The 23,626-nt window shown below is 68.0% G+C and carries 20 protein-coding genes and 1 pseudogene; 13 read left to right on the top strand and 8 right to left on the bottom strand.

The genetic code is table 11. The annotated features are described in order from the left end of the window. Position 1: 1 nt before the first annotated feature. Positions 2–2,017: an NAD-dependent DNA ligase LigA gene (ligA, locus tag KY661_RS14990; RefSeq protein ID WP_225410972.1), complete on the bottom strand. Its 2,016-nt coding sequence runs from the start codon at positions 2,015–2,017 to the stop codon at positions 2–4. A 606-nt stretch (positions 2,018–2,623) separates the two neighbouring features. Between ligA and rho the strand changes: the two genes are divergently transcribed. Both rho and KY661_RS15000 read left to right on the top strand, forming a co-directional pair. Beyond that, entirely contained in the window at positions 2,624–4,243 is a 1,620-nt protein-coding gene (gene rho / locus KY661_RS14995; RefSeq protein WP_075006950.1) for a transcription termination factor Rho, read from the top strand. A 10-nt stretch (positions 4,244–4,253) separates the two neighbouring features. Beyond that, entirely contained in the window at positions 4,254–4,559 is a 306-nt protein-coding gene (locus tag KY661_RS15000) for a hypothetical protein (protein WP_225410846.1), read from the top strand. Between the two features lie 6 nt (positions 4,560–4,565). Here KY661_RS15000 and KY661_RS15005 read toward each other — a convergent pair whose 3' ends face one another. Next, positions 4,566–5,753: an AI-2E family transporter gene (locus tag KY661_RS15005; protein ID WP_225410847.1), complete on the bottom strand. Its 1,188-nt coding sequence runs from the start codon at positions 5,751–5,753 to the stop codon at positions 4,566–4,568. Between the two features lie 287 nt (positions 5,754–6,040). Here KY661_RS15005 and KY661_RS15010 point away from each other — a divergent pair, with 287 nt between their 5' ends. From KY661_RS15010 to KY661_RS15020, 3 genes are all read left to right on the top strand, one after another. Continuing rightward, positions 6,041–9,457 carry a kelch repeat-containing protein gene (locus tag KY661_RS15010; protein ID WP_225410848.1) on the top strand — a complete coding sequence of 1,139 codons (3,417 nt, stop codon included), beginning with the start codon at positions 6,041–6,043 and terminating at the stop codon, positions 9,455–9,457. After that, positions 9,454–10,932, top strand: a complete 1,479-nt coding sequence (locus KY661_RS15015; protein WP_225410849.1) for an OmpA family protein — start codon at positions 9,454–9,456, stop codon at positions 10,930–10,932. The genes KY661_RS15010 and KY661_RS15015 overlap by 4 nt, the downstream gene beginning before the upstream one ends. 103 nt (positions 10,933–11,035) lie before the next feature. Continuing rightward, entirely contained in the window at positions 11,036–12,028 is a 993-nt protein-coding gene (locus tag KY661_RS15020) for an SDR family oxidoreductase (protein WP_225410850.1), read from the top strand. Positions 12,029–12,068: 40 nt separating this feature from the next. Here the strand turns inward: KY661_RS15020 and KY661_RS15025 are convergent, their stop codons facing one another. Next, positions 12,069–12,212, bottom strand: coding sequence for a hypothetical protein (locus tag KY661_RS15025; RefSeq protein WP_225410851.1), 144 nt, complete (start codon positions 12,210–12,212; stop codon positions 12,069–12,071). Positions 12,213–12,665: 453 nt separating this feature from the next. Between KY661_RS15025 and sitA5 the strand changes: the two genes are divergently transcribed. Together sitA5 and KY661_RS15035 are read left to right on the top strand one after the other, a co-directional pair. Continuing rightward, a complete protein-coding gene (gene sitA5, locus KY661_RS15030) occupies positions 12,666–14,099 on the top strand; it encodes a SitA5 family polymorphic toxin (protein WP_225410852.1) in 1,434 nt (477 codons plus the stop codon). A gap of 14 nt (positions 14,100–14,113) precedes the next feature. Further along, a complete protein-coding gene (locus tag KY661_RS15035) occupies positions 14,114–14,836 on the top strand; it encodes an immunity 52 family protein (protein WP_225410853.1) in 723 nt (240 codons plus the stop codon). Positions 14,837–14,853: 17 nt separating this feature from the next. On the opposite strand, the pseudogene KY661_RS15040 reads toward KY661_RS15035, so the two are convergent. After that, positions 14,854–15,648, bottom strand: a pseudogene (locus KY661_RS15040) (IS5 family transposase). A 232-nt stretch (positions 15,649–15,880) separates the two neighbouring features. On the opposite strand from KY661_RS15040, the gene KY661_RS15045 reads away from it, so the two are divergent. Further along, positions 15,881–16,063 carry a hypothetical protein gene (locus tag KY661_RS15045; protein WP_225410854.1) on the top strand — a complete coding sequence of 61 codons (183 nt, stop codon included), beginning with the start codon at positions 15,881–15,883 and terminating at the stop codon, positions 16,061–16,063. After that, positions 16,053–16,751, top strand: coding sequence for a hypothetical protein (locus KY661_RS15050; RefSeq protein WP_225410855.1), 699 nt, complete (start codon positions 16,053–16,055; stop codon positions 16,749–16,751). The genes KY661_RS15045 and KY661_RS15050 overlap by 11 nt, the downstream gene beginning before the upstream one ends. Positions 16,752–16,935: 184 nt before the next feature. Here KY661_RS15050 and KY661_RS15055 read toward each other — a convergent pair whose 3' ends face one another. From KY661_RS15055 to KY661_RS15065, 3 genes are read right to left on the bottom strand one after another with little or no spacing between them, the layout of a single operon-like run. Beyond that, a complete protein-coding gene (locus KY661_RS15055; protein ID WP_225410856.1) occupies positions 16,936–17,406 on the bottom strand; it encodes a hypothetical protein in 471 nt (156 codons plus the stop codon). A gap of 53 nt (positions 17,407–17,459) precedes the next feature. Continuing rightward, positions 17,460–17,906, bottom strand: a complete 447-nt coding sequence (locus KY661_RS15060) for a hypothetical protein (RefSeq protein ID WP_225410857.1) — start codon at positions 17,904–17,906, stop codon at positions 17,460–17,462. 16 nt (positions 17,907–17,922) lie between these two features. Then, complete coding sequence (locus KY661_RS15065) at positions 17,923–18,702, bottom strand: glutamine amidotransferase (protein WP_225410858.1); 780 nt, start codon at positions 18,700–18,702, stop codon at positions 17,923–17,925. Positions 18,703–18,847: 145 nt separating this feature from the next. On the opposite strand from KY661_RS15065, the gene KY661_RS15070 reads away from it, so the two are divergent. Both KY661_RS15070 and KY661_RS15075 read left to right on the top strand, forming a co-directional pair. Beyond that, positions 18,848–20,305 (top strand): glutamine synthetase family protein, encoded by a 1,458-nt coding sequence (locus KY661_RS15070; RefSeq protein ID WP_225410859.1) that lies wholly within the window; start codon positions 18,848–18,850, stop codon positions 20,303–20,305. Between the two features lie 33 nt (positions 20,306–20,338). Further along, positions 20,339–21,523, top strand: a complete 1,185-nt coding sequence (locus KY661_RS15075) for an iron-containing alcohol dehydrogenase (RefSeq protein WP_225410860.1) — start codon at positions 20,339–20,341, stop codon at positions 21,521–21,523. A 95-nt stretch (positions 21,524–21,618) separates the two neighbouring features. On the opposite strand, the gene KY661_RS15080 is transcribed toward KY661_RS15075, so the two are convergent. Next, entirely contained in the window at positions 21,619–22,050 is a 432-nt protein-coding gene (locus tag KY661_RS15080) for a CBS domain-containing protein (protein ID WP_225410861.1), read from the bottom strand. A 191-nt stretch (positions 22,051–22,241) separates the two neighbouring features. Here KY661_RS15080 and KY661_RS15085 point away from each other — a divergent pair, with 191 nt between their 5' ends. Further along, the gene (locus KY661_RS15085; protein WP_225410862.1) at positions 22,242–22,778 is read left to right on the top strand and encodes a WbuC family cupin fold metalloprotein; all 537 of its coding nucleotides are present in this window, start codon (positions 22,242–22,244) and stop codon (positions 22,776–22,778) included. Beyond that, positions 22,762–23,547: a SitI6 family double-CXXCG motif immunity protein gene (gene sitI6 / locus KY661_RS15090; protein ID WP_225410863.1), complete on the top strand. Its 786-nt coding sequence runs from the start codon at positions 22,762–22,764 to the stop codon at positions 23,545–23,547. The genes KY661_RS15085 and sitI6 overlap by 17 nt, the downstream gene beginning before the upstream one ends. Positions 23,548–23,626: the final 79 nt, after the last annotated feature.

A 23,626-nucleotide genomic window follows, 5' to 3' on the forward strand; every position in this document is an offset into this window, starting at 1 on the left:
CTCAACTCCGGGCGCCGCCCTGAAGCAGCTTCAGGAACGCCTGCTCATCCAGGACTCTTACCCCGAGTTCCTGGGCCTTCTTCAGCTTGCTGCCCGCATCCTCGCCGGCCACCACGAAATCGGTCTTGCGAGAGACACTTCCGGATACCTTACCTCCTCGCCGCTCGATTTCCTCCTTTGCCTGGTCGCGCGACATGCCCGTCATCCCGCCGGTGAGCACCACCGTCTTGCCCGCGAAGGGGCCCTCGGTGCTGACCTGGGGCGGGGCGGGAGTGACTCCGGCGGCGAGCAGCGCGTCGATGGCGGCGCGGTTCTGCGGCTCCTGGAAGAAGGCGTGGAGCACCTGGGCCATGGTGGGGCCCACGTCCTTCACCCGGGTGAGGGCCTCCATGTCCGCTGTGTAGAGCAGGGGGGCCTCGGGGAAGGCCTCGGCCAGGGCCTTGGCGGTGGCCTCACCCACGTGGCGGATGCCCAGGGCATAGAGGAAGCGGCGCTGGGTGGTCTGCTTGGAGCGCTCGATGGCGGCGAGCAGGTTGTCGGCGCTCTTCTCGCCCATGCGCTCCAGGCTCAGGAGCTGCTCGCGGGTGAGGGCATAGAGGTCCGCGAACGTCTTCACCAGCCCCGAGGCGACGAACTGGGCGGCGAGCTTGTCGCCTACCCCGTCGATGTCCATGGCGGGGCGCGAGGCGAAGTGGCGCACCTTCTCCACGAGCTGCGCGGGGCACGAGGCGCCGGTGCAGCGGATGATGGCGCCCTCCTCGTCCTTCACCGCCTGGGCACCGCACACCGGGCAGTTCTTGGGAAATTCGTAGGGCTGGGAGTCCGCGGGGCGCTGGCTGAGCACCACGGAGACAATCTCGGGGATGACATCGCCCGCGCGGCGCACGAACACGGTGTCGCCCGGGCGCACGTCCTTGCGGCGCAGCTCGTCCTCGTTGTGCAGGGTGGCGCGCGACACGGTGACGCCGCCCACCTTCACGGGCTTCAGGTGGGCCACGGGGGTCAGCGCCCCCGTGCGGCCCACCTGCACGTCGATGGCCTCCACCCGGGTGGACTCCTCCTCGGGCGGGAACTTGTAGGCCACGGCCCAGCGGGGGCTCTTGGACACCTGGCCCAGGCGCCGGCGCTGGTCCTCGCTGTCCACCTTCACCACCATTCCGTCCACCTCGAACTTCAGCGCGTGGCGGCCCTGGAGCGAGGCCTGGTACTGGGCGCGCACGCCCTCCAGCCCCTGCACGCGCTCGTGGCGGTTCACCGGCAGCCCCAGCTGCTGGAGGTACTCGAGCTTGGCGGTGTGGGTCTCGAAGGCGGGCATGCCCTCGGTGGGGACCACCTCGTAGAGGTAGAGCGACAGCGGGCGCGAGGCGGTGACTTTCGGGTCCAGCTGCCGCAGGCTGCCGGCGGCGGCGTTGCGGGGGTTGGCGAAGAGCGGCTCGCCCTCCTCCTCGCGCTTCTCGTTGAGCCGCTTGAAGTCCTCCTTGCGGATGAACACCTCGCCGCGGACCTCCAGCACCGGGGGCACCTTCACCCCTTTCTCGGGCTGCAGCTCCAGCGGCAGGGGGCGCACGGTGCGCAAGTTGCCCGTCACGTCCTCGCCCGTGGTGCCATCCCCGCGCGTGGCGCCCTGGAGGAAGCGGCCCTCCTCGTAGCGCAGGCTGATGGCCAGCCCGTCGAGCTTGGGCTCACAGACATAGGTGACGTCCCCGGGGCCCACCACCTTGCGGATGCGCTCGTCGAACTCGGAGAACTCCTCGTCGTTGAAGACGTTGGCCAGCGAGAGCATGGGCGCCCGGTGGACGACCTTGGCGAACTTCTCGGCGGCCTCGCCCCCCACGCGCTGGGTGGGGGAGTCCGGGGTGGCGAGCGCGGGAAACTGCTCCTCCAGCCCCTGGAGCTCGCGCATCAGCCGGTCGTACCCCGCGTCGGAAATCTCCGGCGCGTCGAGGACGTAATAGCGGTGGTTGTGGTGGGCCAGCTCCCGGCGGAGGGCGCGGGCGCGTGTCTCGGCGGTCTTCAAATCCACGGATGGAAGCCTTGCAGGGGAGGGGAGGGCGGCAGCGCGCTCCCCGGTCCAATCGGGGCGCGAGGATGGCGAGCTTCCCCCGCCCCACGCAAGCAACCGCTGGCCCCCGCAGAGGGCCCTTTCCGGGAGCATCCGCTCCTGCATGCGACGTGGCAGGTTGGCACCCCGGAGGGCCGCACGCAAGCCAAGCCCCGCCGCCACCGGGCCTACCCGTGCCGTCGGGTCATCCGACGTTGGCGCTGACTGGCCCAGAAAGGCCCACATGGGAGGGAACGAATCCGGGAACGGAAGGAACCCCCGTGCTGTTCACGACTCGAAGTCTCCCGCCGCCCAGGGAGGATGGGGAGACAGGCAAGGCGACGATGCCTTGACAGCCCTGGAGGGCGTCAATAACGTGCCCTGCGGTTCAGGGCGTCCGGGTTCCCCGGGTGCCTTATCTTCCCAAACCACTCTTTGACTCCTTCTGGTCCCGAGTACGGACCCGTGTGGGGCCGTCGGTGTCCCCCCGGGTGGTGCTGACCAGCTCCCCGCGGAATCGTGCCTGACAGTCCCGCGCCCCTTATGCCCAGGCGCCCCCCCCCTCCACAACGCAGCCCAACCATGCGCAAAGCCCGTTCCACCAAAGAAAAGGTCGAGTCCGATCCGCTCCCCATCGAGGAGGAGCGCCCCAAGCGCCGCCGCACGGCGGCGGCCAAGGCCAGCGACCGGGAAGAGACCGAGAAGCCCGCACGCCGCCGCACCCGCCGCGTGGACGAGGACGAGGCCCCCGCGGCCGAAGCCAGCGAGCGGGCCGCCGAGGCCCCTCGCCCCGTGCTGACGCCCATCCCGCGCCCCGTGCGCGACGAGGAGTTCCAGGAGGCGCGCGCCGTGGAGGCCGCCGAGGAGCCCGCCGCCGCCCCGGTGTCCGAGTCCTCCGAGTCCCCCGCCATCACCGAGGTGACGCGCGACGGGACCCCCATGCAGGTCATCAAGCTCAATGACCTGAAGCGGATGAAGATCACCGAGCTGGCGAAGATGGCCCACGACTTTGGCATCGAGGGCTACCAGGGTCTGAAGAAGCAGGACCTCATCTTCGCGCTGCTCTCGGGCATCGCCGACAAGCGCTTCGAGGTCCACGCCGAGGGCGTGCTGGAGCTTTTGAGCGACGGCTTCGGCTTCCTGCGCAGCGCCGACAGCGACTACCAGCCGAGCCCCGACGACATCTACGTCTCCCCGTCCCAGGTGCGCCGCTTCAACCTGCGGCCGGGCGACACGGTGACCGGCCCCATCCGCCAGCCCCGCGAGGGCGAGCGCTTCTTCGCGCTGCAGAAGGTGGACCGGGTCAACTTCGCCGACCCCATGTCCGAGGCGGCGCGCGAGCGCATCCTCTTCGACAACCTCACGCCGCTCTACCCCACGCGCAAGCTGAAGCTGGAGCACGAGGGGTCGGAGATGACGACCCGCATCATCGACATGTTCTGCCCCATCGGCCTGGGCCAGCGCTGCCTCATCGTGGCGCCGCCCAAGGCGGGCAAGACGGTGCTGCTGCAGAACATCGCGCACGCCATCGCCAAGAACCACCCGGACGTGTACCTCCTGGTGCTGCTCGTGGACGAGCGCCCCGAGGAAGTCACGGACATGGAGCGCAACGTGCGCGGCGAGGTGGTCTCCTCCACCTTCGACGAGCCGGCCACGCGCCACGTGCAGGTGGCCGAGATGGTCATCGACAAGGCCAAGCGCCTGGTCGAGCAGAAGTACGACGTGTGCATCCTGCTGGACTCCATCACCCGCCTGGCGCGCGCCTACAACACGGTGGTGCCGGCCTCCGGAAAGATTCTCTCCGGCGGTGTGGACGCCAACGCGCTGCACAAGCCCAAGCGCTTCTTCGGCGCCGCGCGCAACATCGAGGAGGGGGGCAGCCTCACCATCATCGGCACCGCGCTCGTGGACACCGGCAGCCGCATGGACGAGGTGATTTTCGAGGAGTTCAAGGGCACCGGTAACTCGGAAATCGTCCTGGACCGCAAGCTCTTCGAGAAGCGCATCTTCCCGTGCCTCGACATCAACAAGTCCGGCACGCGCAAGGAAGAGCTGCTCATCTCCCAGACGGACCTCATCCGCACCACCGCGCTGCGGCAGGTGCTGCACCCGTTCACGCCGATCGACGCGATGGAGTTCGTGCTCAAGCACATGCGCCCCACCGCCTCCAACGTCGAGTTCCTCGGTTCGATGAACCGCTAGGAGACACCCGATGCGCCGCTCCCGCCTCCTGCGTCTGATGGCCCTCATGCTGGGGATGTCCAGTCTGGGGGTGGGGTGCGACGTGGTGGAAGAGGCGGAGCCGCCCCCTCCGGGCGTCTCCGACCGCATCTGCTACAGGGAAAGTGACTGCGTGCCCAATGGCTGCTGTGGCCAGGGCACCAACCCCACGCACGTGCTGGATGGCCCCGATTGCAGCGAGGTGCGCTGCACCGGCGGGTGCCCCGTCAACAGCATCGGGTGTGGGCGCTGCGTGGCCACCTGCCGCGACTCGCGCTGTGTGGCGGCCTGCAGCTGAAGCGCCTCAGGGCGCCGGGGGCTCGGAGGACAGGGCCAGCCGTGGCTGGGCCTTGAGGCGCGCGTAGTCGAAGCACGCCACGAAGAGGGCCGCCACGGGCACGGCGAACAGCGCGCCCACCAGCCCATAGAAGCGCTCGCCGGCGATGAGGCTGAACGCCACGATGACCGGGTGGATGCGCGCTGCCTGACCCATGATCTTCGGGTTGAGGAAGTAGGCCTCCAGCGCGTGGATGCCGATGATCCACAGCAGGATGGCCAGCCCCTTCTGAAAGCCCTCCGCCAGGGCGATGAGCACGATGGGCACCGAGCTGATGATGGTACCGAAGATGGGGATGAGGCTGAAGAGCGTGGCGATGGTGGCCAGCAGGAAGGCGAACTTCACCCCGAACAGCAGGAGCCCGATGGCCGTGAGCGCGCCGTTCACCAGGCAGATGGTGACCTGGCCCCGGACGACCCCCGACAGCGAGCGGTCGATGCGCTCCAGCAGCAGGGCCGCGTCGGTGGCGTAGCTGGCCGGGATGAGGGTGCTGAAGTAGCGAAGGATGGCGTTCGCATCGATGGAAAAGAACGCGGCCACCATCAGGATGAAGAACATCATGAAGACGCCGGCGAGCACCCCGCCGATGATGCTCTTCGAGACGTTGACGATGTTGCCCAGGTTCTCCTGGACGAGCACGGACAGCCGCTCCGCGGCATCCTTGAGGAGCTGGGCCAGGTCCACCTCGAAGCCAAACCCGCCCAGGGAGGCGTCCGCCCCCTCCACGGCGCGGTTGGACAGGGCGATGGGCAGGCCGTAGGTGCCCAGCCACTCCTCGGCGCGGTGCGCGAGCGACTGGACGTACTCGGGCGTGAGCGAGTGGGCGAAGGCCAGCCCGTCCCGGCTGATGCGCGCCAGCTCCCGGTACAGCTGGGGCACCAGCGCGATGAAGAACAGGTACACGCCCAGGAAGAACAGGGCGTAGATGAGCAGGATGGCCACCCAGCGGGGCACGGGCCGGCCCGCCACCTTCCACCGGGTGATGCGGGCCACCAGGGGCTGGACGAGGTAGGCGATGAGCGCCGCGCCCGCGAAGGGCATCACCACCGAGCGGAACGCGAACAACACCCCCGCGATGGCCACCCACAGGCACGCCAGGATGATGAGCCGCCTGCGGGGCTCCGCGGGAGCCACCGCTTCGTCGGGATGCAGCATGGGCGCGGCTTATGACAGACGCGCTCCCCCCTCACAAGTCTTCCTCCCCGGGTGAGCGCGGGGTGGGAAAAGGTCAGATGGGGGCAGGGGCTGTCCGCTCAAAAGATGAGCGGGCCTCGCTCGTGGCGCTGCACGTGGAGCGTCGCTCCCTCCCGAGGGGGCGCGTCAGTCTGGACGCGGAGCCGGGAGAAGCCATGCTACATGCAGGGCCACATGCGGAGGACTTCCGCGTGGGGCGCGCTCCACGGCGCGTCAGCCCATGGCGCGTGCCTGGGGCTGGAGGGTGAATGCAGCCAGGTTGGGTCTCGGGACGCCTCCTCTTCGTGGTGCTCTGCGGTGTCTTCGTCCTCGCATGCGAGGAGACGGGTCCCCTGCCATCGTTGGAAGAACTCGCGCCTGCTTCCGCCGCGCAGGACCCTGCGCTCACGGCCCGGTTCACGGGGAGCGGCTCGCTCACGCTGACGGCGCGCGGGCTGATCACCGAGGTTTCTCTGGAGGGGCTCACCGCGCCGCGGGTGGTGGCTCCCGGCTGGTCGTCGGCGGCCAGCATGGCGAGCGCGAGGGCCCAGCACGCCTCGCTGCTCCTGCCCGACGGCAGCGTCCTGGCCGCGGGCGGCGTCAACCGGAACGGATTCGTGTCTTCCGCCGAGCGCTTCGACCCGGAGAGCGGCACCTGGGCCTCCGCCGGAAGCCCCGGCATCCAGGGCAACATCGCGTCGGGCGTTCTGCTCCCCACGGGGAGGGCGTTCGTCCTGATGGACGGGAGCACGTCGGCACGCCTCTATGATGCCGCGACGAATACCTGGTCCGCCACGGGGGCCATGTCCGCGTCGCGCAGTCTGTCTACCGTCACCCTCCTGCCCTCGGGGCAGGTGCTTGTCGCGGGAGGCTCCAATCTGAGCACGGCGGAGCTCTACGACGCCGCGACGAACACCTTCACCGCCACCGGCTCCATGTCCGCCGTCCGCCGGGCCCATACCGCCACCTTGCTGCGGGACGGCCGGGTGCTGGTGGCCAGCGGTTTCAACAACGTGGGCGAGGTGCCCGTCGCGGAACTCTATGACCCCGCCACCGGGGCCTGGTCGCTGGCGGCGCCTCCCCTGGTTCCCCGGCACTATGCGAGCGCGACGTTGCTCCCCGATGGCCGTGTCCTCTTCGTGGGAGGCTTCACGAACGCCGGGATCACCCAACACGCGGAGCTTTATGATCCGGTGGCCAACACGTGGACCGCCACTGGCGCGCTCATTCATCCGCGAAACGGGCACTCGGCCACCCTGCTGCCCCATGGCAAGGTCCTGGTTCAGGGAGGCTCGGACTCGGCGCGCAACGTGCAGCCTGTGTCGGAGCTGTATGACCCGGCGACGGGGACCTGGGCCGCGTCGAGCACAGCGGCGGTGGCTCGCGAGAATGCCACCGCCACCCTGCTGCCGGACGGTCAGGTGCTGGCCGCCGGTGGCTACAGTTCGAACCCGAGCCTGACCTTCTATTCGAATGTGGAACTCTACGAGGCCTCCAGCGGCCGCTGGGCTCCGGCCGGCAATCTCGTGCAGGGCCGGGGCGCCGCCGCCGTGTTGCTGCCCTCGGGACAGGTGCTGGCCGTAGGGGGACGGGGCGCGGGTGGCGTGCTCGCGACGGCGGAGCGCTACACGCGCGCGAGCAATGCCTGGGCTCCTGCCGCCCCCCTGGCCACCGCGCGTGAGCGCGCCACGCTGAGCCTGCTGCCGTCCGGCCGGGTGCTCGCCACCGGAGGAGGGAATGGCGTGGGGCCGCTGGCCTCGGCGGAGCAGTACGACCCCGGGGCCGATGCCTGGACGCCCGCGGGCGCGATGACGGCCGCCCGGGATGGGCATACCGCGACGGTGCTAGGCTCGGGCCGGGTGCTCGTGGTGGGCGGCGCGAACACGGGGGCCGCGGAGCTGTATGACCCGGCCGCCAATACGTGGCGTTCCGCCGGGACGGCCGCCACGCCCCGCTCTCGGCATGCGGCCGTGCTGCTGCACGACGGCCGGGTGCTGGTCGCGGGGGGAGAGAACGGGGGCGCGCCCCTGGCCTCGGTGGAGCTGTATGACCCGGCCTCCAGCACGTGGGCCCCTGCGGCGGGCCTCTCGCAAGCCCGGGCCTCCTTCACCCTGACGGTGCTGCCCTCGGGCCGGGTCCTGGCGGTGGCGGGGACCTCATCCTCGACCGAGCTGGCGTCGGCGGAGGTGTATGACCCGGTCTCCAACACCTGGGCCCCGGCGGGGGCACTGGCCGGACCGCGCGCATTTCACTCGGCCTCCCTGCTGCCCTCGGGCCGGGTGCTCGTCTCGGGAGGCCAAGGGCCGGGGGGAACGGTGCTCGCCACCGCGGAGCTGTACGACGGTGCGACCCACACCTGGAAGCCCGCGCCGGGCCTCGCTGCCCAGCGGCTGCGCTTTCACATGGCCGTGCTGCCCTCGAACGAGGTGCTCGCGGTGGGAGGGCAGGGCGCCGGGGGCGTGTGGCTGGCCAGTGCCGAGCTGTACGAGGACACCGGGGCGCAGCCGGCGTGGCGTCCGGGGGTGACGGGGCCCAGCGAGGTTCTGCGCGCCTGCACGGCTCGAATCACCGGCACCCTGTTCCGGGGCATCTCCGGAGCCAGCTCGGGAGACTTCAAGGACTCCACGACGAGCTTCCCGCTGGTGCGGTTGCAGGCGGCCGAGGGGCACCGGCTCTGGACGTTGCCGGGCACCGAGATGTCCGCCAACGGCGTGACGGTGTCCATTCCCGCCAGCGTCACGCCGGGCACCTATGCGCTCTCCGTCTTCGCCAACGCGATCGGCGGCGGGCGGATGGTGACGGTGGTGCAGAACACCGCGCCGGTGGCGCAGGACCTGACGGTCTCCACGCCGGAGGGCGTCCCCGTGAACCTGTCGCTGGTGGCGACGGATGCCGAGGCGGGGCCTCCGTTGGCTTTCGTCATCGTCACCCCGCCGGCGCATGGGACGCTGAGCGGTACGCCGCCCTCCGTCACCTACACGCCCGAGCCGGGCTACCTGGGGCCAGACAGCTTCACCTTCCGGGCGCGGGACTGCAGCCTGGACAGCAACGTCGCCACCGTGACGCTCAACGTGACCGTCCCGAGGCCTCCGGACATCACCTGCCCGGCGGACGTCGTGGTGGAGGCGACAGGGCCCGAGGGGGCTCCGGTGACGTATCCCCCCGCCACCGCGACCGACGGCATCACCGGGAATCCCACGGTGACGTATTCGCCGCCGTCTGGGAGCACCCTGCCGCTGGGGAACACCTCGGTGACCGCGACGGCGGAGGATGCGAGGGGCCATCAGGCGGCGTGTACGTTCCAGGTGACGGTGCGGGACACGACGCCCCCGGCGCTGAGCTGTCCGGAGGACGTGCAGGTGCGCTTGGACGAGCCGGGGGACACCCCCGTGCCGTATGCGCTGCCGGAACCGGTGGACCTCGTCTCCTCCTCCACGGTCATTGCTTCGCCGGAGTCCGGCTCCCGCTTTCCCAAGGGGGTGACCCGCGTCACCGTCACCGCGACGGATGCCGCCGGAAACTCCGCGCAGTGCGCGTTCAACGTCGCCGTTCAGGCCCGGGTGGTGTCGATTGCCGGCGGTAGCTGCCAGGCCGCCGGTGGTGGTGCGAGCGCGGCGCTGGCCGTGCTGTCGGTCCTCGCCACCTGGGCAGGGCGCCGGCGCCGCCGGGAGCGTGGCACCCCGTGAGCTTCCCGAACTTCCTCATTCGACGCTTCAGCGCGAAGGACCTTCCCTTGCGTGAATTGGCACGGACCTGTGTGCTCGCCGCGGCCTTGGTAGCCACCCGCGCCGCGGGTCAGACGCTCTCCAGCCCGCTGGTGGCGTTCGACGCGGAGCGCCTGCAGCTCAGCACCGCCGCGACGGACTCGCTGCTGGTGGACTCGGGGCGGCTGCTCGCCGAGGGAGGCTATCGCCTCAGCCTCCTGGCCAACTACGAGCGGGGCATTCTGGTGCTGGAGGGCAGTGATGGGGAGAGCCGGTCCATCCTGCACTACCGGACGTCGGCCTGGCTCATGGGGGCCTGGTCTCCGGTGGAGCGCTTGGAGCTGTCCGCCCGGCTTTCGGTCATCCTCTCCCAGGGCGGCCATGGCGCGGAGACGCTGGAAGGTGTCGCCGAGCCTGCGTCCTCGGGGTTGGGGACGCCGGAGGTGGGAGGGCGCTACGCGCTGCTCCGGCGCGAGGAAGGGGCGCCGGTGTCCCTCGCGGTGGGGCTCGGCGTGGGACTTCCCGGAGGACGGGCGAGTGCGTTCGGACGCCAGGCGCATTGGGCTGGATTCCAGCTCTCGCCCCGCGTCTCGCTGGGACGCGAGGTGGGAATGTTCGCGGTGGGGGCCAGCGTGGGCGCGCGGGTGAGGTCGAAGGAGGTAGAGCCGGGGCGCGACGTGGGCACCGAACTGGAGCAGGGGCTGATGGTGGCCACCCGGGGGAACGGTCTTCGTGGCGAGCTGGCGCTGCAGGTGGCGGAGTCGCTGGTACACCCGGACGTGGCGGTCGAGCTGCTCGGGGGAGTGCGGCTACCCCTCGGACATGGTTTCGAGCTGAACGCGCTTGCCGGGCATGGCTTCACCGACATCCCGGGGACGCCCTCGTGGCGGGCAGGGGTGGGAATCGCCTGGGCTCACAGCCCTCCACCCGGGGACGTCAGCCAGGGCGGGCGGAAGCACACGCCCGCTCAGAGCCCTGGCAACGATGATGACGGTGACTCCGTTGATTCGGACGGCGATGGCGTGCCGGACGTCACGGACCAGTGCCCGAAGGAACCGGGAGTGCCGAGCCGGCAGGGATGCCCCGATTCCGTCTCGCCTCAGGTGAGGGAGGAGCGGCTCTCTCTGGCGGACCGGAAGATCGTCTTCAAGGTGGGACTCGCCGAGATTCAGGGCGATGGCGCGCGCATCTTGGATGAGGTGGCCGAGCTGCTGAAATCGCGGCCCCATGTCTCGCTCCGCATCGAGGGACATACGGATAACACCGGACCGGAACAGCTCAATCGCTCACTGAGCCAGGATCGCGCGGAGGCGGTACGGGCCTACCTTATCCAGCGTGGCATCGCGGGCGCTCGCCTTGAGGCCCGAGGCTACGGTCCTTCGCGTCCCGTCGCATCGAACGGCACGCCGGAAGGCCAAAGCGAGAACCGCCGCGTGGAGTTCATCATCACGAAGTGACTCTGAGTTGCTCAAGGCGTCTTGCCTGAGTGAGCAGTCCCATGTGCAGCAAAACGGATCGTGCGCTACGGGCCTGCCAGCCACCGGTGCTAGGATGAGGGTCATGAGGACCTGCTTTGTCACGGGGGGCACCGGCTTCGTCGGGCGCAATCTGATTGAGGAGCTCATCTCGGACGGCTGGCACGTCGTGGCGCTCCACCGCTCCACCACCAAGGCAGAACCGCTCAGCGCCCTGGGGGTCGAGCTCCGCCCCGGCGACGTCACCGATAGAGATTCGGTGCTCGCGGCATTACCCAGCGGCGTCGAGGCCGTGTTCCACGTCGCCGCGAACACCAGCTTGTGGGCCGGCAGCCACAGCGCCCAGTACCGCACCAATGTCGACGGGACGCGCATCGTCCTCGAGGCAGCCCTGGCGCGAAAGGCGCGCCGCTTCATCCATACATCGAGCGGAGCGGCCTGGGGGCTGGTCGATGAGACCATCACCGAGAGCACGCCTTCGCGCGCGCCGGACTGTCCCATCCGCTACTGCCGCACGAAGTGGCTGGCGGAGCAGGAGGTGCGCAAGGCGCTGGCGGCGGGACTGGACGCGGTCATCCTCAATCCCTCGAACGTGATTGGCCGCTATGACTACCAGGGCTGGTCGAGAATGATTCGCCTCGTCGCGACCGGGAAGTTGCCCGGGGTTCCTCCTGGCAAAGGTTCGTTCTGTGGGGTGCGCCAGGTGGCCAGGGCGCACATCGCGGCCGTGGAGCGGGGCCGCACCGGGGAGAACTACCTGCTCGCCGGGGCGGATGCTTCGCTCCAGGAGATGGTCTCCCTGATTGGCAAGCTGTTGGAGAAGCCGGTTCCGAGGAAGCCCACCCCCGCCTGGCTGCTTCACCTCGCCGGGCGGACCTCGGACCTTGTCTCCCGGTTCACTGGACGGGAGCCGCCGCTGACGGCGGATGCCGCCACCCTCGTGTGCGCCAGCACGATCTGCTCCTCGGACAAGGCGCAGCGCGAACTTCGCTATGAGCCCATCTCGCTGCAAGCGATGCTGGAGGACTGCACGCGCTGGCTGCGAGACGAGAACCTGCTCTTCACTCGCCCCCGCTGACCTCCCGGAGCATAGGAGAATGGCGCGCACCCGGGTGCCGTCACGTATGCCAGCACCCGGCTCCACCCTCCACGCGCAGGAAGAGGGTGAGGAAGTCCGAGAGCAGTCTTAAGTCCTTGAGCAGCACCCACCGGACCCGGTGCGGAAAGGACAGCGTCCACTGCGGGTAGGGCACGTGCGGCACAGTCCCCTCCGGCTGCCTTCGCCGGTACGCCCACCCGTGCGTTCCCGCGAGGGAGGCGGCGGGTTCGATTCCCGCCGCCTCCCCTGTCTTACTCAGCAGTTATAAATGGTTCGACGCTGGCTCCATCCGTGTTGCACCTATGTCGCACGCCGGAGCAGAAGGGCCTGCTGGACGTGAGGTGCCTATGCTGCCGGTGTGGCAGGAGGAACCCGGCACCTCCGGGGAGGAGCACGTTTCGTCATGGTGGAGGCCGAGGCATTGCGCGGCGAGGCATAAGAGACCTTCACGCTCAAACTCTGCGATAGAGGCGGCACGCGCACCGTGACCCTCGACGGGGTGATGCTCCCTCCGCTCCTGGTGTCCGCGAGCCCCGTGATTGATGGGCCTGTCATGGTTCTCCTGTAATCTCGGGTGGTGTTCCCAGCGCTCGGGGCCACGGCCAGGAGGCTCCACATGCGGTGCTGGGCGATTGTCCTGCTGTTCGCGTTCCTCTCAGGATGCAGCGCCGCAATGACGGGCGTCGTCCGCTTGGACACAGGCCAGGGCGAGCCCATCGTCCACACTCCGGGCCGCGACGTGGAGCCGGCGGCGGTGAGCGAAAAGGAATTCAAGAAGGCCATCGCGCAACATGCCCCCACTGTGTCTGTGGTGGAGCGGCCTCTGGAGCACGCCAGGCAGCTGTTTGGAGTGCCCAAGCGAAGCGGCTGGTACAGGTACGAGAGGAGGGGCCAGCGCCTCATTGCTTCGGAGCCGGGGAGTACCAGGAACCTACGCTTGTTACCCGAGGACGAGGAGCTCAAGCGCCGCTACCTGCTGTGGTGCGAGCACACGTGGGGAGGCGGAGATTGCCTGCGCCTGCTGGTAGACAAGCCCTTCCTGGATGGCGATGCCAAATACGCGCTCGCCATGGCGATTGCTCACAGCAAAGTACTGGGGGCCATGAAGGAGGAACTTGCCCGGATGGTGAGCCCTCAGGCGGTGGTAGCCACAGTGGTGGGCGGCCTGACCATGTATGCCATTCTGCTCGCACTACCCGAACCGGTGAGTAAGGGCATCGCCGCGCTGATGACGCTGGGGGCCATGGCGTACCTGGGCTGGGACACGGTGTGGCGCCTGATCGACGGGTGGCTGGTGCTGATGAAGGAAGTGGATAAGGCCACCACCTTCGACGGCCTCTACTCCTCCGGAGAGAAGTTCGGGGACACGATGGGAGAGAAGGCGGCCCGAGCCTTCGTCATGCTGAGCACGGTGGCCCTGGGGAATACGGCTTCGGGGATGGCGGCGACGCTGCCGAAGTTGCCGGGAGCCGGGCAGGCGGCGGTGGTGGCCGAGACGCAGCTGAACATCCGCTTCACGGCCCCTGCTCTGGCTCAGGTGGAATCGGTTGCCATCAGTGCCGAGGGCGTCACTATCGCGTTGGCCCCCAACGCAGTCGCCATGACAGCGCGCGGCAGCTCAGGCGGCAAGGCTGGCGCGAAGGCTGCGCCGCCCAGCTCGGGTGGCCCGGGGCAATGGGTCAAGGCGAAAGAGGGCATGCCCGAGCAGGCGCGCCGCTATCAGGCGCAGGTGACGGGCGCCCCCGAAGGCTATGTCTACCGCGTCGAGCAGGGCGGTAAGTACGTGAAATTCGACGGCTTCGACCAGGGGGTTCTGATCGAAACCAAGGCCACCGGCTACGCGCAGTGGATCAATAAGAAGCTGGAGTTTTTCGGAAACTTTCAGGGGCGCGACCAGATGCTTGATCAGGCGCAGCGCCAAGTCGCAGCCGCCAATGGAACGCCCATCCGGTGGATCGTCGCCGAAGAGAAACTCGCGGGTGTGCTCAGGAAGATGTTCACGAACGAGCAACTCCCGATTGAGGTCATCCATATTCCCGCAGCTCCGTAAGGAGTAGCCGCTCGATGATAGAGACCTATTATGCTGGCTCCTATTGGCTGGCCCGGCCCGAATCCGCCGAGGCTTGCGCACGACGCGCGGGGCGTTTCTTCCGCAGCCTGGGGCGCTGCGACCCGGCGTGGAACCGCTGGTATCAGCCGGCTAGCTCCTTCGAGGAGGCTCGCAAACGCCCATTCACGACAGATGAAACGAGCTTCCAGAAGCTGTTCGCACATGAGAAGCATCAGATCTTTGACGGTGTCAAGTTCCGGTTGTGGACGGGTGACAACCAGGAGGAAACGTCCTCCGCCGGAGGATCGTGCGGTTCATCCTCCCTCCAGCTTCCATCCAACTGCGTGCTTGAACCCTTCGATGAAGGTCTTGTCGGGGAACGGATCCTGACCGCTTCCGTCATGGCCGAGGTGTTGCGCACCATGGCCATAGCCTGGGACCCGGAGTGGGGAGTGGCTACCTCGCACCAGCACTTGGAGACGGCGGTGAAGGGGTTCCCGTACGCAGGCACCTTCGTGGGCTGGGTGATGTACTTCTCGCGGCTTCGCGGCACGGTGCCCCCGCTGCCTGCGCCCGTGCGTATTGCGCCCGTGGAGGATAAAGGCACCCTCGTCATCCTTACCCCCGAGAGGTTCACCGCCGCCAATCCGGAGCACGTCGCGCTGGCCGCACGTGTCCACGAGTTGCTGGACCGAGCTGGGCTGCTACGGCCGTTGCAGCCCTGGCCGACAGGTTGACTGCATGGCCTAAGAGACTATCTCAGTAGGAAGTGGAACCAAGTGATGAGGCCCAGGGCCAGGTGAATCATGGCCAGAAAGGTATCCTCGCGCTTCTCCCAGCGCACCAGCAGCCTGCGGAAGCGGTTCATCCACGAGTGAGTGCGTTCCACCACCCAACGGCGTGCCTTCTTCCGGCGGCTCTTCTTCGCAGGCGTCGCCGGGAGTCGGCGTGGGCGAATGTGCAATTGAAGGTGGAACTTGTCCCCCCACTGACGCACCGCTTGGCAGTCGTAGCCTGCATCCAGGCACAGATGCTGCGGAGTGCCTTTGGCAGGCTCCGGTCTTCTCACCGGCACCGAATCAAACGTTTCCTCCACCAACTTGTGATCGTTGACGTTGGCACCGGCCACCACCACGCCCAGCGGCGTGCCTCGTCCATCCGTCAGCAGGCTCCTCTTGGTGCCCTTCTTGGCCCGGTCCGTTGGGTTGGGGCCGGTCTTCTGCCCTCCCAGCGGGGCCTTGGTCATCGCTCCGTCTAGGCTCATCCACTTCCAATCGATGCCCCTCATCTGGTCATAGGCCACAAGCCCCAAGCGCCAGAACTCGCGGAACACTCCGGCCTCGGCCTATTCCCGGAACCTTCGGTAGGCCGAAGACGGGTGGCAGATTCCGGTGGCCTTGAGCGCCTGCCACTGCATCCCCGTGCGCAACACCAAGAGGATGGCCTCCATGGCCTTTCTGTCGGGCACTCGCGGATTGTGACAACCCAGCGGATGCTCGGGCCGAGGCGGCAACAGGGGCTCCAGCTTGGCCCACACCTCCTCCGGCATCCTTCAACCCTCGTCGTGCTTGGCTACTCCCATTCCACTTTTCCCTCCTACCTGGATAACCCCACAGGTAGGAGGCTTTCTTCCCTACTGAGATAGTCTCTTAGCGGATGCTCCGCCCGAGCCTCCCGACTGCAAGGGCCAGGATCACCACATCATCTCCCGGCCTATCGCCAAGAAGCTGGAGGGCCATCTGACACTCGCTGGCCTTTACAAGCCTCGTGACAAGCACTTCGTGGCCAAGGCGAAGGATGAGAGTTCGCACTGCGGCTACCAGGAATGGCACCGCAAGGTGGACAAGGAGGTCATCGACTGGCTCGACAAGTATCCTCAGGCCACCCCGGAGCAGTTCATGAGGTTTCTGCGAGAGATCTACAAGCGTCCGGACATGCTCAAGAGGTTTCCCCGTGGCTTCTGAACAGTCCCCGGCCTCGCGCTTCTACGTCCTCGACGATGAGATGTCTGGGGCCCATGAAACCCAGTCCCTCGCGGCAGATCCCGTGCGCTATGGGGATGCCCCCCGGTGTCACGGGTGCAACGCTGGGCTCGCCATGAGGACTTGGCTGCCCCCCTACCGCGTCGAGCTGGAGCTGTATGGCCAGAGCCTCGGTGACTTCGTCAAAGGGCCCGGCAACAGCTTTCTTCTCTCCGGGCGAATGGCGAAGGCGTTTGAGGCGGAAGGGCTTACGGGGCTGAGCGGCTTCAACTTGGCCGAGGTGGTGCGCGTGCGTAGGAGGGGGAAGGGCCCCAAGCCCAGTGCCGTGCCCCCCTACTTGGTGGTGACGCCCTCATTCAGCCGCGCCGCAGTGGATGTGACGTGCAGCCGCCTGCGGTACGGCGAGCCCATCACGTGCGAGGAGTGCCGCTCTGCAGGCCTGGACACGGTCCATGGCTTTGCCTTGGAGCCGGGTACCTGGCAGGGCGAGGATGTCTTCCGGGCCCGGGGACTTCCGGGGACGAACATTGTCTCCGAGCGCTTTGCCCAGTTCGTCGCGCGCCATGGGCTGACGAACATGAAGCTGCTCCCGGCTGAGGAGTACACCTGGGATCCGCTCCATCTGGGGCCCTCGGCCACAGGCCCGACAGGCTCGGTCCACCGCCATTGAAGCCCGCTCAGTCCCACCCCTTTCAAGAGGCGCTGTTGGCTCAGGCGCTCAGCCGCATCGCAGAGCTGGAGCGGCAGGTGGGGCTGAAGGGGGGGGCCCCGCAGGGCACACCCTCTTCGAGGGACGTGCATAGAGACGCCTTTTATGCCGCTGAACCCAAGACAGTCATGTCAGACCATGCCGCTCAGAAGAGGAGGCCGGAGGGGGAGGGCGGGGCCTGACGCAGCTTGGTTTCGACCTTGCCGAGAATCAGCCGCATCATCGGCCGCGTTACCCGGCCCTCGGTGCCCTCGCCCAGGCCCAGCATCTGCTCGACGAGCCAGCGGTTGAGGAAGAGCAGGGACAGCCGGTCCGTGGGGGCCAGGCCCCGCTCCAGGTACCGCTTGTTGCGCATGTAGTCGTCGTAGGCGTCGAACTCCCGCGCAATCTCCCACTGCGACAGCCGCAGCGCCTCGGCGTAGACGGCCGGGGCGGGGCGCGCCGAGGGCTCCAGGAACAGGGGCGCGAAGGTCCCTCCCGTGTCCAGGTCCACCTCCTGCACTGGGGGAGGCCAGTTGCCCAGATCCTTGACCAGCAGCTTGGAGACTTCCTCCAGCAGGTGGTCGATGAGGGGGATGGGCTTCGTCTCGAAGAGGTAGTCCCAGCGCGAGGGCATTGTTCGGACCTGGAGAGGGGGAAAGAGAAGGAGACGGGGGCGGGGACCCTACCTCAGGGGCCCCCATCCGGGGAGCCGCCATCCGGAACCCCGCCATCCGCCGGGGCCGCCCCGCTGCAGCACGCGATGTCCTGGAAATAGAGGACGGCCTGGGAGCACGAGGCGAGGATGACGCGCTTGTACTCGCTGCACCCCCGGATGAGGCCATCGCCCAGGCACACGGGCGGCCTCGCGGTGGTGGGGTCGCACGAGGCGGACCCCTCCTCCACGCACAGCGCGCGGGAGCGGAAGAAGCGGGGCGATGCGAGGTCGCCCGGCACGATGGTGCAGGCGGCCTCCTCGCCGCAGGACAGGATGCTGGGGCCTGTCGAGCACGGGCCCACGGGGCACGAGGGCTCACAGTTGATGGCACGGCCCTCCTCGCACAGCGGGGCCTCGGTACACAGGTCCCGGTCGGAGCAGGCCAGCAGCAGCAGGGGGAGCCACAGGAGGCGGTTCACGGCAAAGGGCCCCGGGTCAGGAGAAGCGTTCGAGGAAGTTCGCCAGGATGCGCGGCCCGGCCGGGGTGGGCGCCACGCCCGCCAGCAGCCGGGGCACGCGCTCCCCGGCGGGCTGGCCCCGGGCGAGGGCCTCGGCCTCCAGCCCCTCGGACCGGGCCTGGATGAGGGCACGCATCGTGTCCACCTGGACCTCCGGGTGGAACTGCACGCCCCGCACGTGGGGCCGGAAGGCGAGCGCCTGGACGGCGGTGTTGGCGTTGCCCGCGAGCACCGTGGCCCCCGTGGGGGCCTCCACGACGATGTCCTCGTGGGTGGCCTGAACGGCAAGGCGCTCGGGCAGCCCGTGAAAGAGCGCATCCTCCCGCCCCTGCTTCGTCAGCTGCACCTCCACGGTGCCAATCTCCCGGCCCTGGGGATTGCGGCCCACGCGTCCGCCATAGGCATGCGCCAGGAGCTGGTGCCCGAAGCACACCCCGAGCACGGGCAGGCCCCGGTCCGCCGCGTTCACCATGAACTCCGCCGCGCGCTCCATCCAGGGCTCCAGCCGGGTGACGGACAGGGGCGAGCCCGTCATCATCACCGCGTCATAGCCCGAGAGGTCCTCCGGCAGCTTCGCGCCCTGGTGGGCAGGGAGAATGTCGAATCGATAACCGGACAGTCCCAGGGTCTGAAGGAACCAGCGGTCGTAGTCCCCGGCGGAGCGCCGGACCGCGGTGGCCGCATCCCCTGCTTTCAGCAAGACAACATTCTTCACCGCCCACCTCCCTGATCCCGGGTTGCCGCCCTGGGGGGCCATCCCTACCGTCAGCGCATGAAATGGTCAGTCTGTGAACCCGGCGGAAGGGGGGAACAGGCGCTTTTGAATCCAGGGCCGTGCCAACGCCGTTGTCCCGGGTCTCTCCATTTCTCCTCTCTCCGACGGAACGCAAGGACGCTCACCGATGGCCACCCGCCCCAAGAAGAAGGTCTTCTCCCAACCGGCCCTGGCCCGCAATGCACGCGCCAAGCCAAAGGGCGAGCGCCTGAGCCCCGTGAAGCGTGAGCCCTCCGGGGTAGACGCCCTGCACCAGTGGTTCGAGCAGAAGGGCGTCCGCAAGGTGAAGGTGGGCGCGGTGGACATCGACGGGGTGTGGCGCGGCAAGTACATCTCGAAGGACAAGTTCTTCTCGGCGGCCAAGAGCAACCTGGGCTTCTGTGACGTCGTCTTCGGGTGGGACCTCGCCGACGAGCTGCTCGACAACACGAAGGTGACGGGCTGGCACACGGGCTATCCGGACGCGTGCGCACATGTGGACGTGTCCTCGGGCCGCATCATCCCCTGGGAGCCGGACACCGCGGCGTTCCTGCTCGACTTCGTCAACGCGGACGGCTCCCCGTATGGGCCGAGCCCCCGTCAGCTGCTGCACAAGATTGGCAGCCGGGCGCGGGACATGGGCTTTCTGCCCAAGTTCGGCGCCGAGTACGAGTTCTTCATCTTCAAGGAGACGCCTCAGTCCCTGAAGGAGAAGGGCTTCCAGAACCTGACGCCGCTCACGCCGGGCATGTTCGGCTACTCGTGGCTGCGCACCTCGATGAACTCGGGGCTGGTGCACGCCATCATCGATGGGTGCAACGCGTTCGGGCTGGACATCGAGGGCTTCCACACCGAGACGGGGCCGGGCGTGTTCGAGGCGGCCATCCGCTATGACGACCTGGAGAAGTCCGCGGACAAGGCGGTGCTCTTCAAGACGGTGGTGAAGGAGATCTGCGCGCGCCACGGCCTCACGGCGTGCTTCATGGCCAAGGTGAACGCGAAGCTGCCGGGGTGCTCGGGGCACGTGCACCAGTCGCTGTGGACGCTCAAGGGCGACCGGAACACCTTCTATGACGCGAACGGGCAGCACGGCATGAGCCAGACGATGCGGCACTACCTGGGCGGCCAGGTGGCGCTGATGCCGGAGCTGACGGCGCTCTACTGGCCCACCGTCAACAGCTACAAGCGCAGCGTGGAGAACACGTGGGCGCCTACCACGGCGACGTGGGGCCGGGAGAACCGCACCACCGCCATCCGTGTCATTGGCGACAACCCCAAGGCCATGCGCCTGGAGTACCGCCAGCTGGGAGCAGACATGAACGCCTACATCGGCATGGCGGCCAGCCTGGCCGCGGGACTCTGGGGAATCGAGAACGAAGTGGAGCCGCCGCCGGTGTGTGCGGGCAATGGCTACGAGGCCACCGCTCAACCGCTGCCGCGCAGCCTCAAGGAGGCCGTGGCGCTGCTGTCGTCCTCTGAACGGGCGCGCGAACTGTTGGGTGAAGACTTCGTGGACCACTATGTCCGCACGCGCCAGTGGGAGGTGCGCCAGTATGAGCGCGCCGTCACGAACTGGGAGCTCGAGCGCTACATGGAACTCATCTAGCGAGCTCGTTTAAGGAAGGACCGAGGTCATCCGATGCAGCCGTTCGATATGCCGTCCGAAGCCCGTGTCACGGAGATGTCCTGGCCCACGAAGATTGTCTTCGGGGTGGGCGCACTCCAGCGGCTGCCCGCGCAGGTGGCGCGGCTGAAGATGCAGCGCCCGCTGGTGGTGACGGACGCGGGCGTGGTGAAGGCCGGTCTGGCCCAGCGCGTGTTCGATGTCCTGAAGGGCGCCGGGGTGGCGTACGCGGTGTTCGACCGCGTGGAGCCCAACCCCACCGAGAAGGACGTCTTCGCCGGGCTGGAGGCGTACCGCCACCACCAGTGTGATGGCATCGTGGCGCTGGGAGGCGGCAGCCCCCTGGACGCCGCCAAGCTGGTGCAGCTCTTGACCACGCACGAGCCGCCGCTGTCGCGCTACGACGACGCGAAGGGCGGGGACCAGTACGTGCGGGACGACCTGCCGCCGCTCATCGCCATTCCCACCACGGCGGGAACCGGCTCCGAGGTGAGCCGCTCGGGCGTGGCGACGCTGGAGGACACGGGGCGCAAGACGGTCATCTTCAGCCCGCACCTGTTGCCCCGGGTGGCCATCTGCGACCCGGAGCTGACGCTCGGGCTGCCGCCGGGACCCACGGCGGCCACGGGCATGGATGCCTTCACGCACTGCCTGGAGGCCTATGTGTCCAATGGCTTCCACCCGCTGGCGGACGCGGTGGCCATTGATGGCATTGCCCGGGTGGGGCGCTCGCTCATCACCGCCGTGAAGGAGGGCAGCAACGTCGCGGCCCGGGCCGACATGATGGTGGCGGCGATGCAGGGCGCGATGGCCTTCCAGAAGGGGCTGGGGGCCTGCCACGCGCTGGCGCATGCCCTCACGCCCATCTCGAACCTGCACCACGGGCTGGCCAACGCCATCGTGCTGCCGGTGGTGATGGAGTTCAACCGGCCCACCTGCACGGCGCGGCTGGCCCGCGTGGCGGTGGCCATGGGGGAGTTCTCCAACGTGCGTGAGGACGTGCTCGCGGCCAACCTCATCGAGCGCATCCGCAAGCTCAACGCCGCCATCGGCATTCCCGCGCGGCTGCGGGACGTGGGCGTGCAGGAGAAGGATCTGGCGCGCATCGCCTCCAAGGCCTTCGAGGATGCCTCGCACCTGGGTAATCCGCGCAAGTGCACCGAGGAGGATCTGCTGGCGTTGGCGCGCGAGGCCTTCTAGGCACGAGGGAGCCGGGCAGGGGAGCGCCGGACTGGACTGCGGCCCGAGCCTCCTCCGTCAGGAGCCCAGCGCAGCCTGGGCTCCCGCGGCCTGCCTCAGGCGTGGCTCGCGGGCTCGGAGATGCCCTCCAGCGTCTTGCCCACGCGCTGGCCGCTCTCCTCGCCCGCCAGGTCTCCCAGCGCCACGATGCCGACGAGGTTCTTGTTGCGGTCCACCACGATGAAGCGGCGGAGCTGCTGTTCTTCCATGCGCTCGAGGACCTCCTCGGCCTCATCGTCATCGAAGCAGTACTGGATCCCCTTGGTCATGATGTCGGCCACGCGCGTCTGGGCGGGATCCATCCCCTCGGCGATGGCGCGCACCACGATGTCGCGGTCGGTGATCATGCCCTGCACGCGCTGCCCGTCACAGACGGGGATGGGACCTACGTCCAGGTCGCGCATCTTCTGAGCGGCCTCGCGCACGGTGTCGGACGGACGGACGACCCCCACATCGCGGGTCATGACCTCACGGATCAGCTTCGCCATGGCGGTTCTCCTGCAAGGCCTGGGTACGGGCCTTGTCGTGTTCAAGCCAACGGTGGGTGCCCCTCCGTTTGACAACCAGTGTCAGGCCACGTGCCGCCTGGAGGGCAGCCAGGCGGAAAGCTCAAAGCAAGCATCTTCGGGCGTCAGGAAGGGCTGGCTGCGAGGAAGGCGCTGTGGTCGGCTCCTTGCCCATGAGCGCTTCGTTCCGCCGTGCCCTGGACGCCCCTGAAGGCGAACTCGTCGTTCTGTCACGGAGCCTGGTCGACGAGGTCGCGGAGGCGTCCCGGGAAAGCCCGCGCCGGCGCATCATCCTGCCCTTCCACAAGGGAGAGTCGGAGCTGCTGCACCGGATGCTCAACGTCGTCCAGCCGGACAGCTACGTGCGCCCGCACCGTCACCTGGATCCGCCCAAGGCCGAGGCCTGGGTGGTGCTCCGGGGGGCGCTGGCCTTCTTTACCTTCGAGGAGGATGGGCGGGTGAGGGACTGCCTCGCGTTGGATGCCACGGGGGAGCGTTTCGGAGTGGATCTCGCGCCCGGCATCTTCCATGGCCTCATAGCCTTGGCGCCGGACACCGTGCTCTTCGAAGTGAAGAATGGGCCTTACGCTCCAGCGAATGACAAGTCCTTCGCTCCCTGGGCACCCGCGGAGGGTACCCCGGAGGCGATGGGCTACATGCAGCAACTGCGCGACGAGTTCCGGCGGCGTCACGTTGAAGCATCGCCATGAACTTCCTCATTCGCGCATTGTCATTGAGAAAGGCAGCGCTGTGCGGTTCTACGCAGTGAAAAAGGCTTCAGGCAAAGCACTCACGGGAGACATGCAAGTGGTGTCGAAGTGGCTGCTTCCCGGGGTGAAGTGTTCCCAATGCGGAGCAACCTGGGCCGAAGCCGGGATGTCCTATCCCTGCGTGGACCTCTCGAACCATCCGCAGCAGGCTGAGTTCACCAAGCCTCGTGCCGAACCGATCGAGGAGTTCGAGCGCTTGCGTGAGAGTGTTCGCCCTTTGCTTCCCAAAGGGGCCTTGCTTCCACCTGGGACGAGCCTGGGCCCTTCGGTGGGGACCGCCCAAGGTGAGTTTGGTGCATTCTTTTTCGAGCAGCCTTGGGTGTTGTTCGTGAGCCAAGAGGCCATGGCGTCGCTGGCGAAAGCAGGCGTGAAAGGCCTGAACGGATGCAGACCCGAGCTGACATTTCGCCGGAAGACCCACCTGCCCGAACTGGTCGAACTCCAACTCGAACCATTAGGACGGTTGTACGAGGAATGTTTGCCTGCGCGTCCTCCTCCATGCTCGCGGTGTGGACGCACGGGCCATGCTCTTCCGGAAGCGCCTTTGCTCGATGCGGAATCTCTGCCTCGCCAGAGTGATTTGTTTCGATTGGCCAATTTTTCCACTGTGTTGGTGGGGACCGAGCGGTTCAAAGATGCCGTCCAGAGCCTGGGCCTTGAGGGCATCTTCTTCCACGAGCTACCCCAAAAGGGCCACTCAGGGGGCTGAGCCAGAGGGGACATGTGTCCGCTCAGGGCTCTTCGAGCGGACTCTGCCAGGGGAGGGGACGGCCCTGGCTCACCTGGGC

Origin of the sequence: Allostigmatella hybrida (assembly GCF_020103775.1) — a bacterium.
GTDB classification, from domain to species: domain Bacteria; phylum Myxococcota; class Myxococcia; order Myxococcales; family Myxococcaceae; genus Hyalangium; species Hyalangium aurantiaca.

Excerpts from the sequence above, each read along its gene's own strand:
- rho (WP_075006950.1), top strand. The coding sequence starts at position 2,624 with ATGCGCAAAGCCCGTTCCACCAAAGAAAAGGTCGAGTCCGATCCGCTC.
- KY661_RS15000 (WP_225410846.1), top strand. The coding sequence starts at position 4,254 with ATGCGCCGCTCCCGCCTCCTGCGTCTGATGGCCCTCATGCTGGGGATG.
- KY661_RS15005 (WP_225410847.1), bottom strand. The coding sequence starts at position 5,753 with ATGCTGCATCCCGACGAAGCGGTGGCTCCCGCGGAGCCCCGCAGGCGG.
- KY661_RS15010 (WP_225410848.1), top strand. The coding sequence starts at position 6,041 with ATGCAGCCAGGTTGGGTCTCGGGACGCCTCCTCTTCGTGGTGCTCTGC.
- KY661_RS15020 (WP_225410850.1), top strand. The coding sequence starts at position 11,036 with ATGAGGACCTGCTTTGTCACGGGGGGCACCGGCTTCGTCGGGCGCAAT.
- sitA5 (WP_225410852.1), top strand. The coding sequence starts at position 12,666 with ATGCGGTGCTGGGCGATTGTCCTGCTGTTCGCGTTCCTCTCAGGATGC.
- KY661_RS15035 (WP_225410853.1), top strand. The coding sequence starts at position 14,114 with ATGATAGAGACCTATTATGCTGGCTCCTATTGGCTGGCCCGGCCCGAA.
- KY661_RS15055 (WP_225410856.1), bottom strand. The coding sequence starts at position 17,406 with ATGCCCTCGCGCTGGGACTACCTCTTCGAGACGAAGCCCATCCCCCTC.
- KY661_RS15065 (WP_225410858.1), bottom strand. The coding sequence starts at position 18,702 with ATGGCCCCCCAGGGCGGCAACCCGGGATCAGGGAGGTGGGCGGTGAAG.
- KY661_RS15070 (WP_225410859.1), top strand. The coding sequence starts at position 18,848 with ATGGCCACCCGCCCCAAGAAGAAGGTCTTCTCCCAACCGGCCCTGGCC.
- KY661_RS15075 (WP_225410860.1), top strand. The coding sequence starts at position 20,339 with ATGCAGCCGTTCGATATGCCGTCCGAAGCCCGTGTCACGGAGATGTCC.
- KY661_RS15080 (WP_225410861.1), bottom strand. The coding sequence starts at position 22,050 with ATGGCGAAGCTGATCCGTGAGGTCATGACCCGCGATGTGGGGGTCGTC.
- KY661_RS15085 (WP_225410862.1), top strand. The coding sequence starts at position 22,242 with ATGAGCGCTTCGTTCCGCCGTGCCCTGGACGCCCCTGAAGGCGAACTC.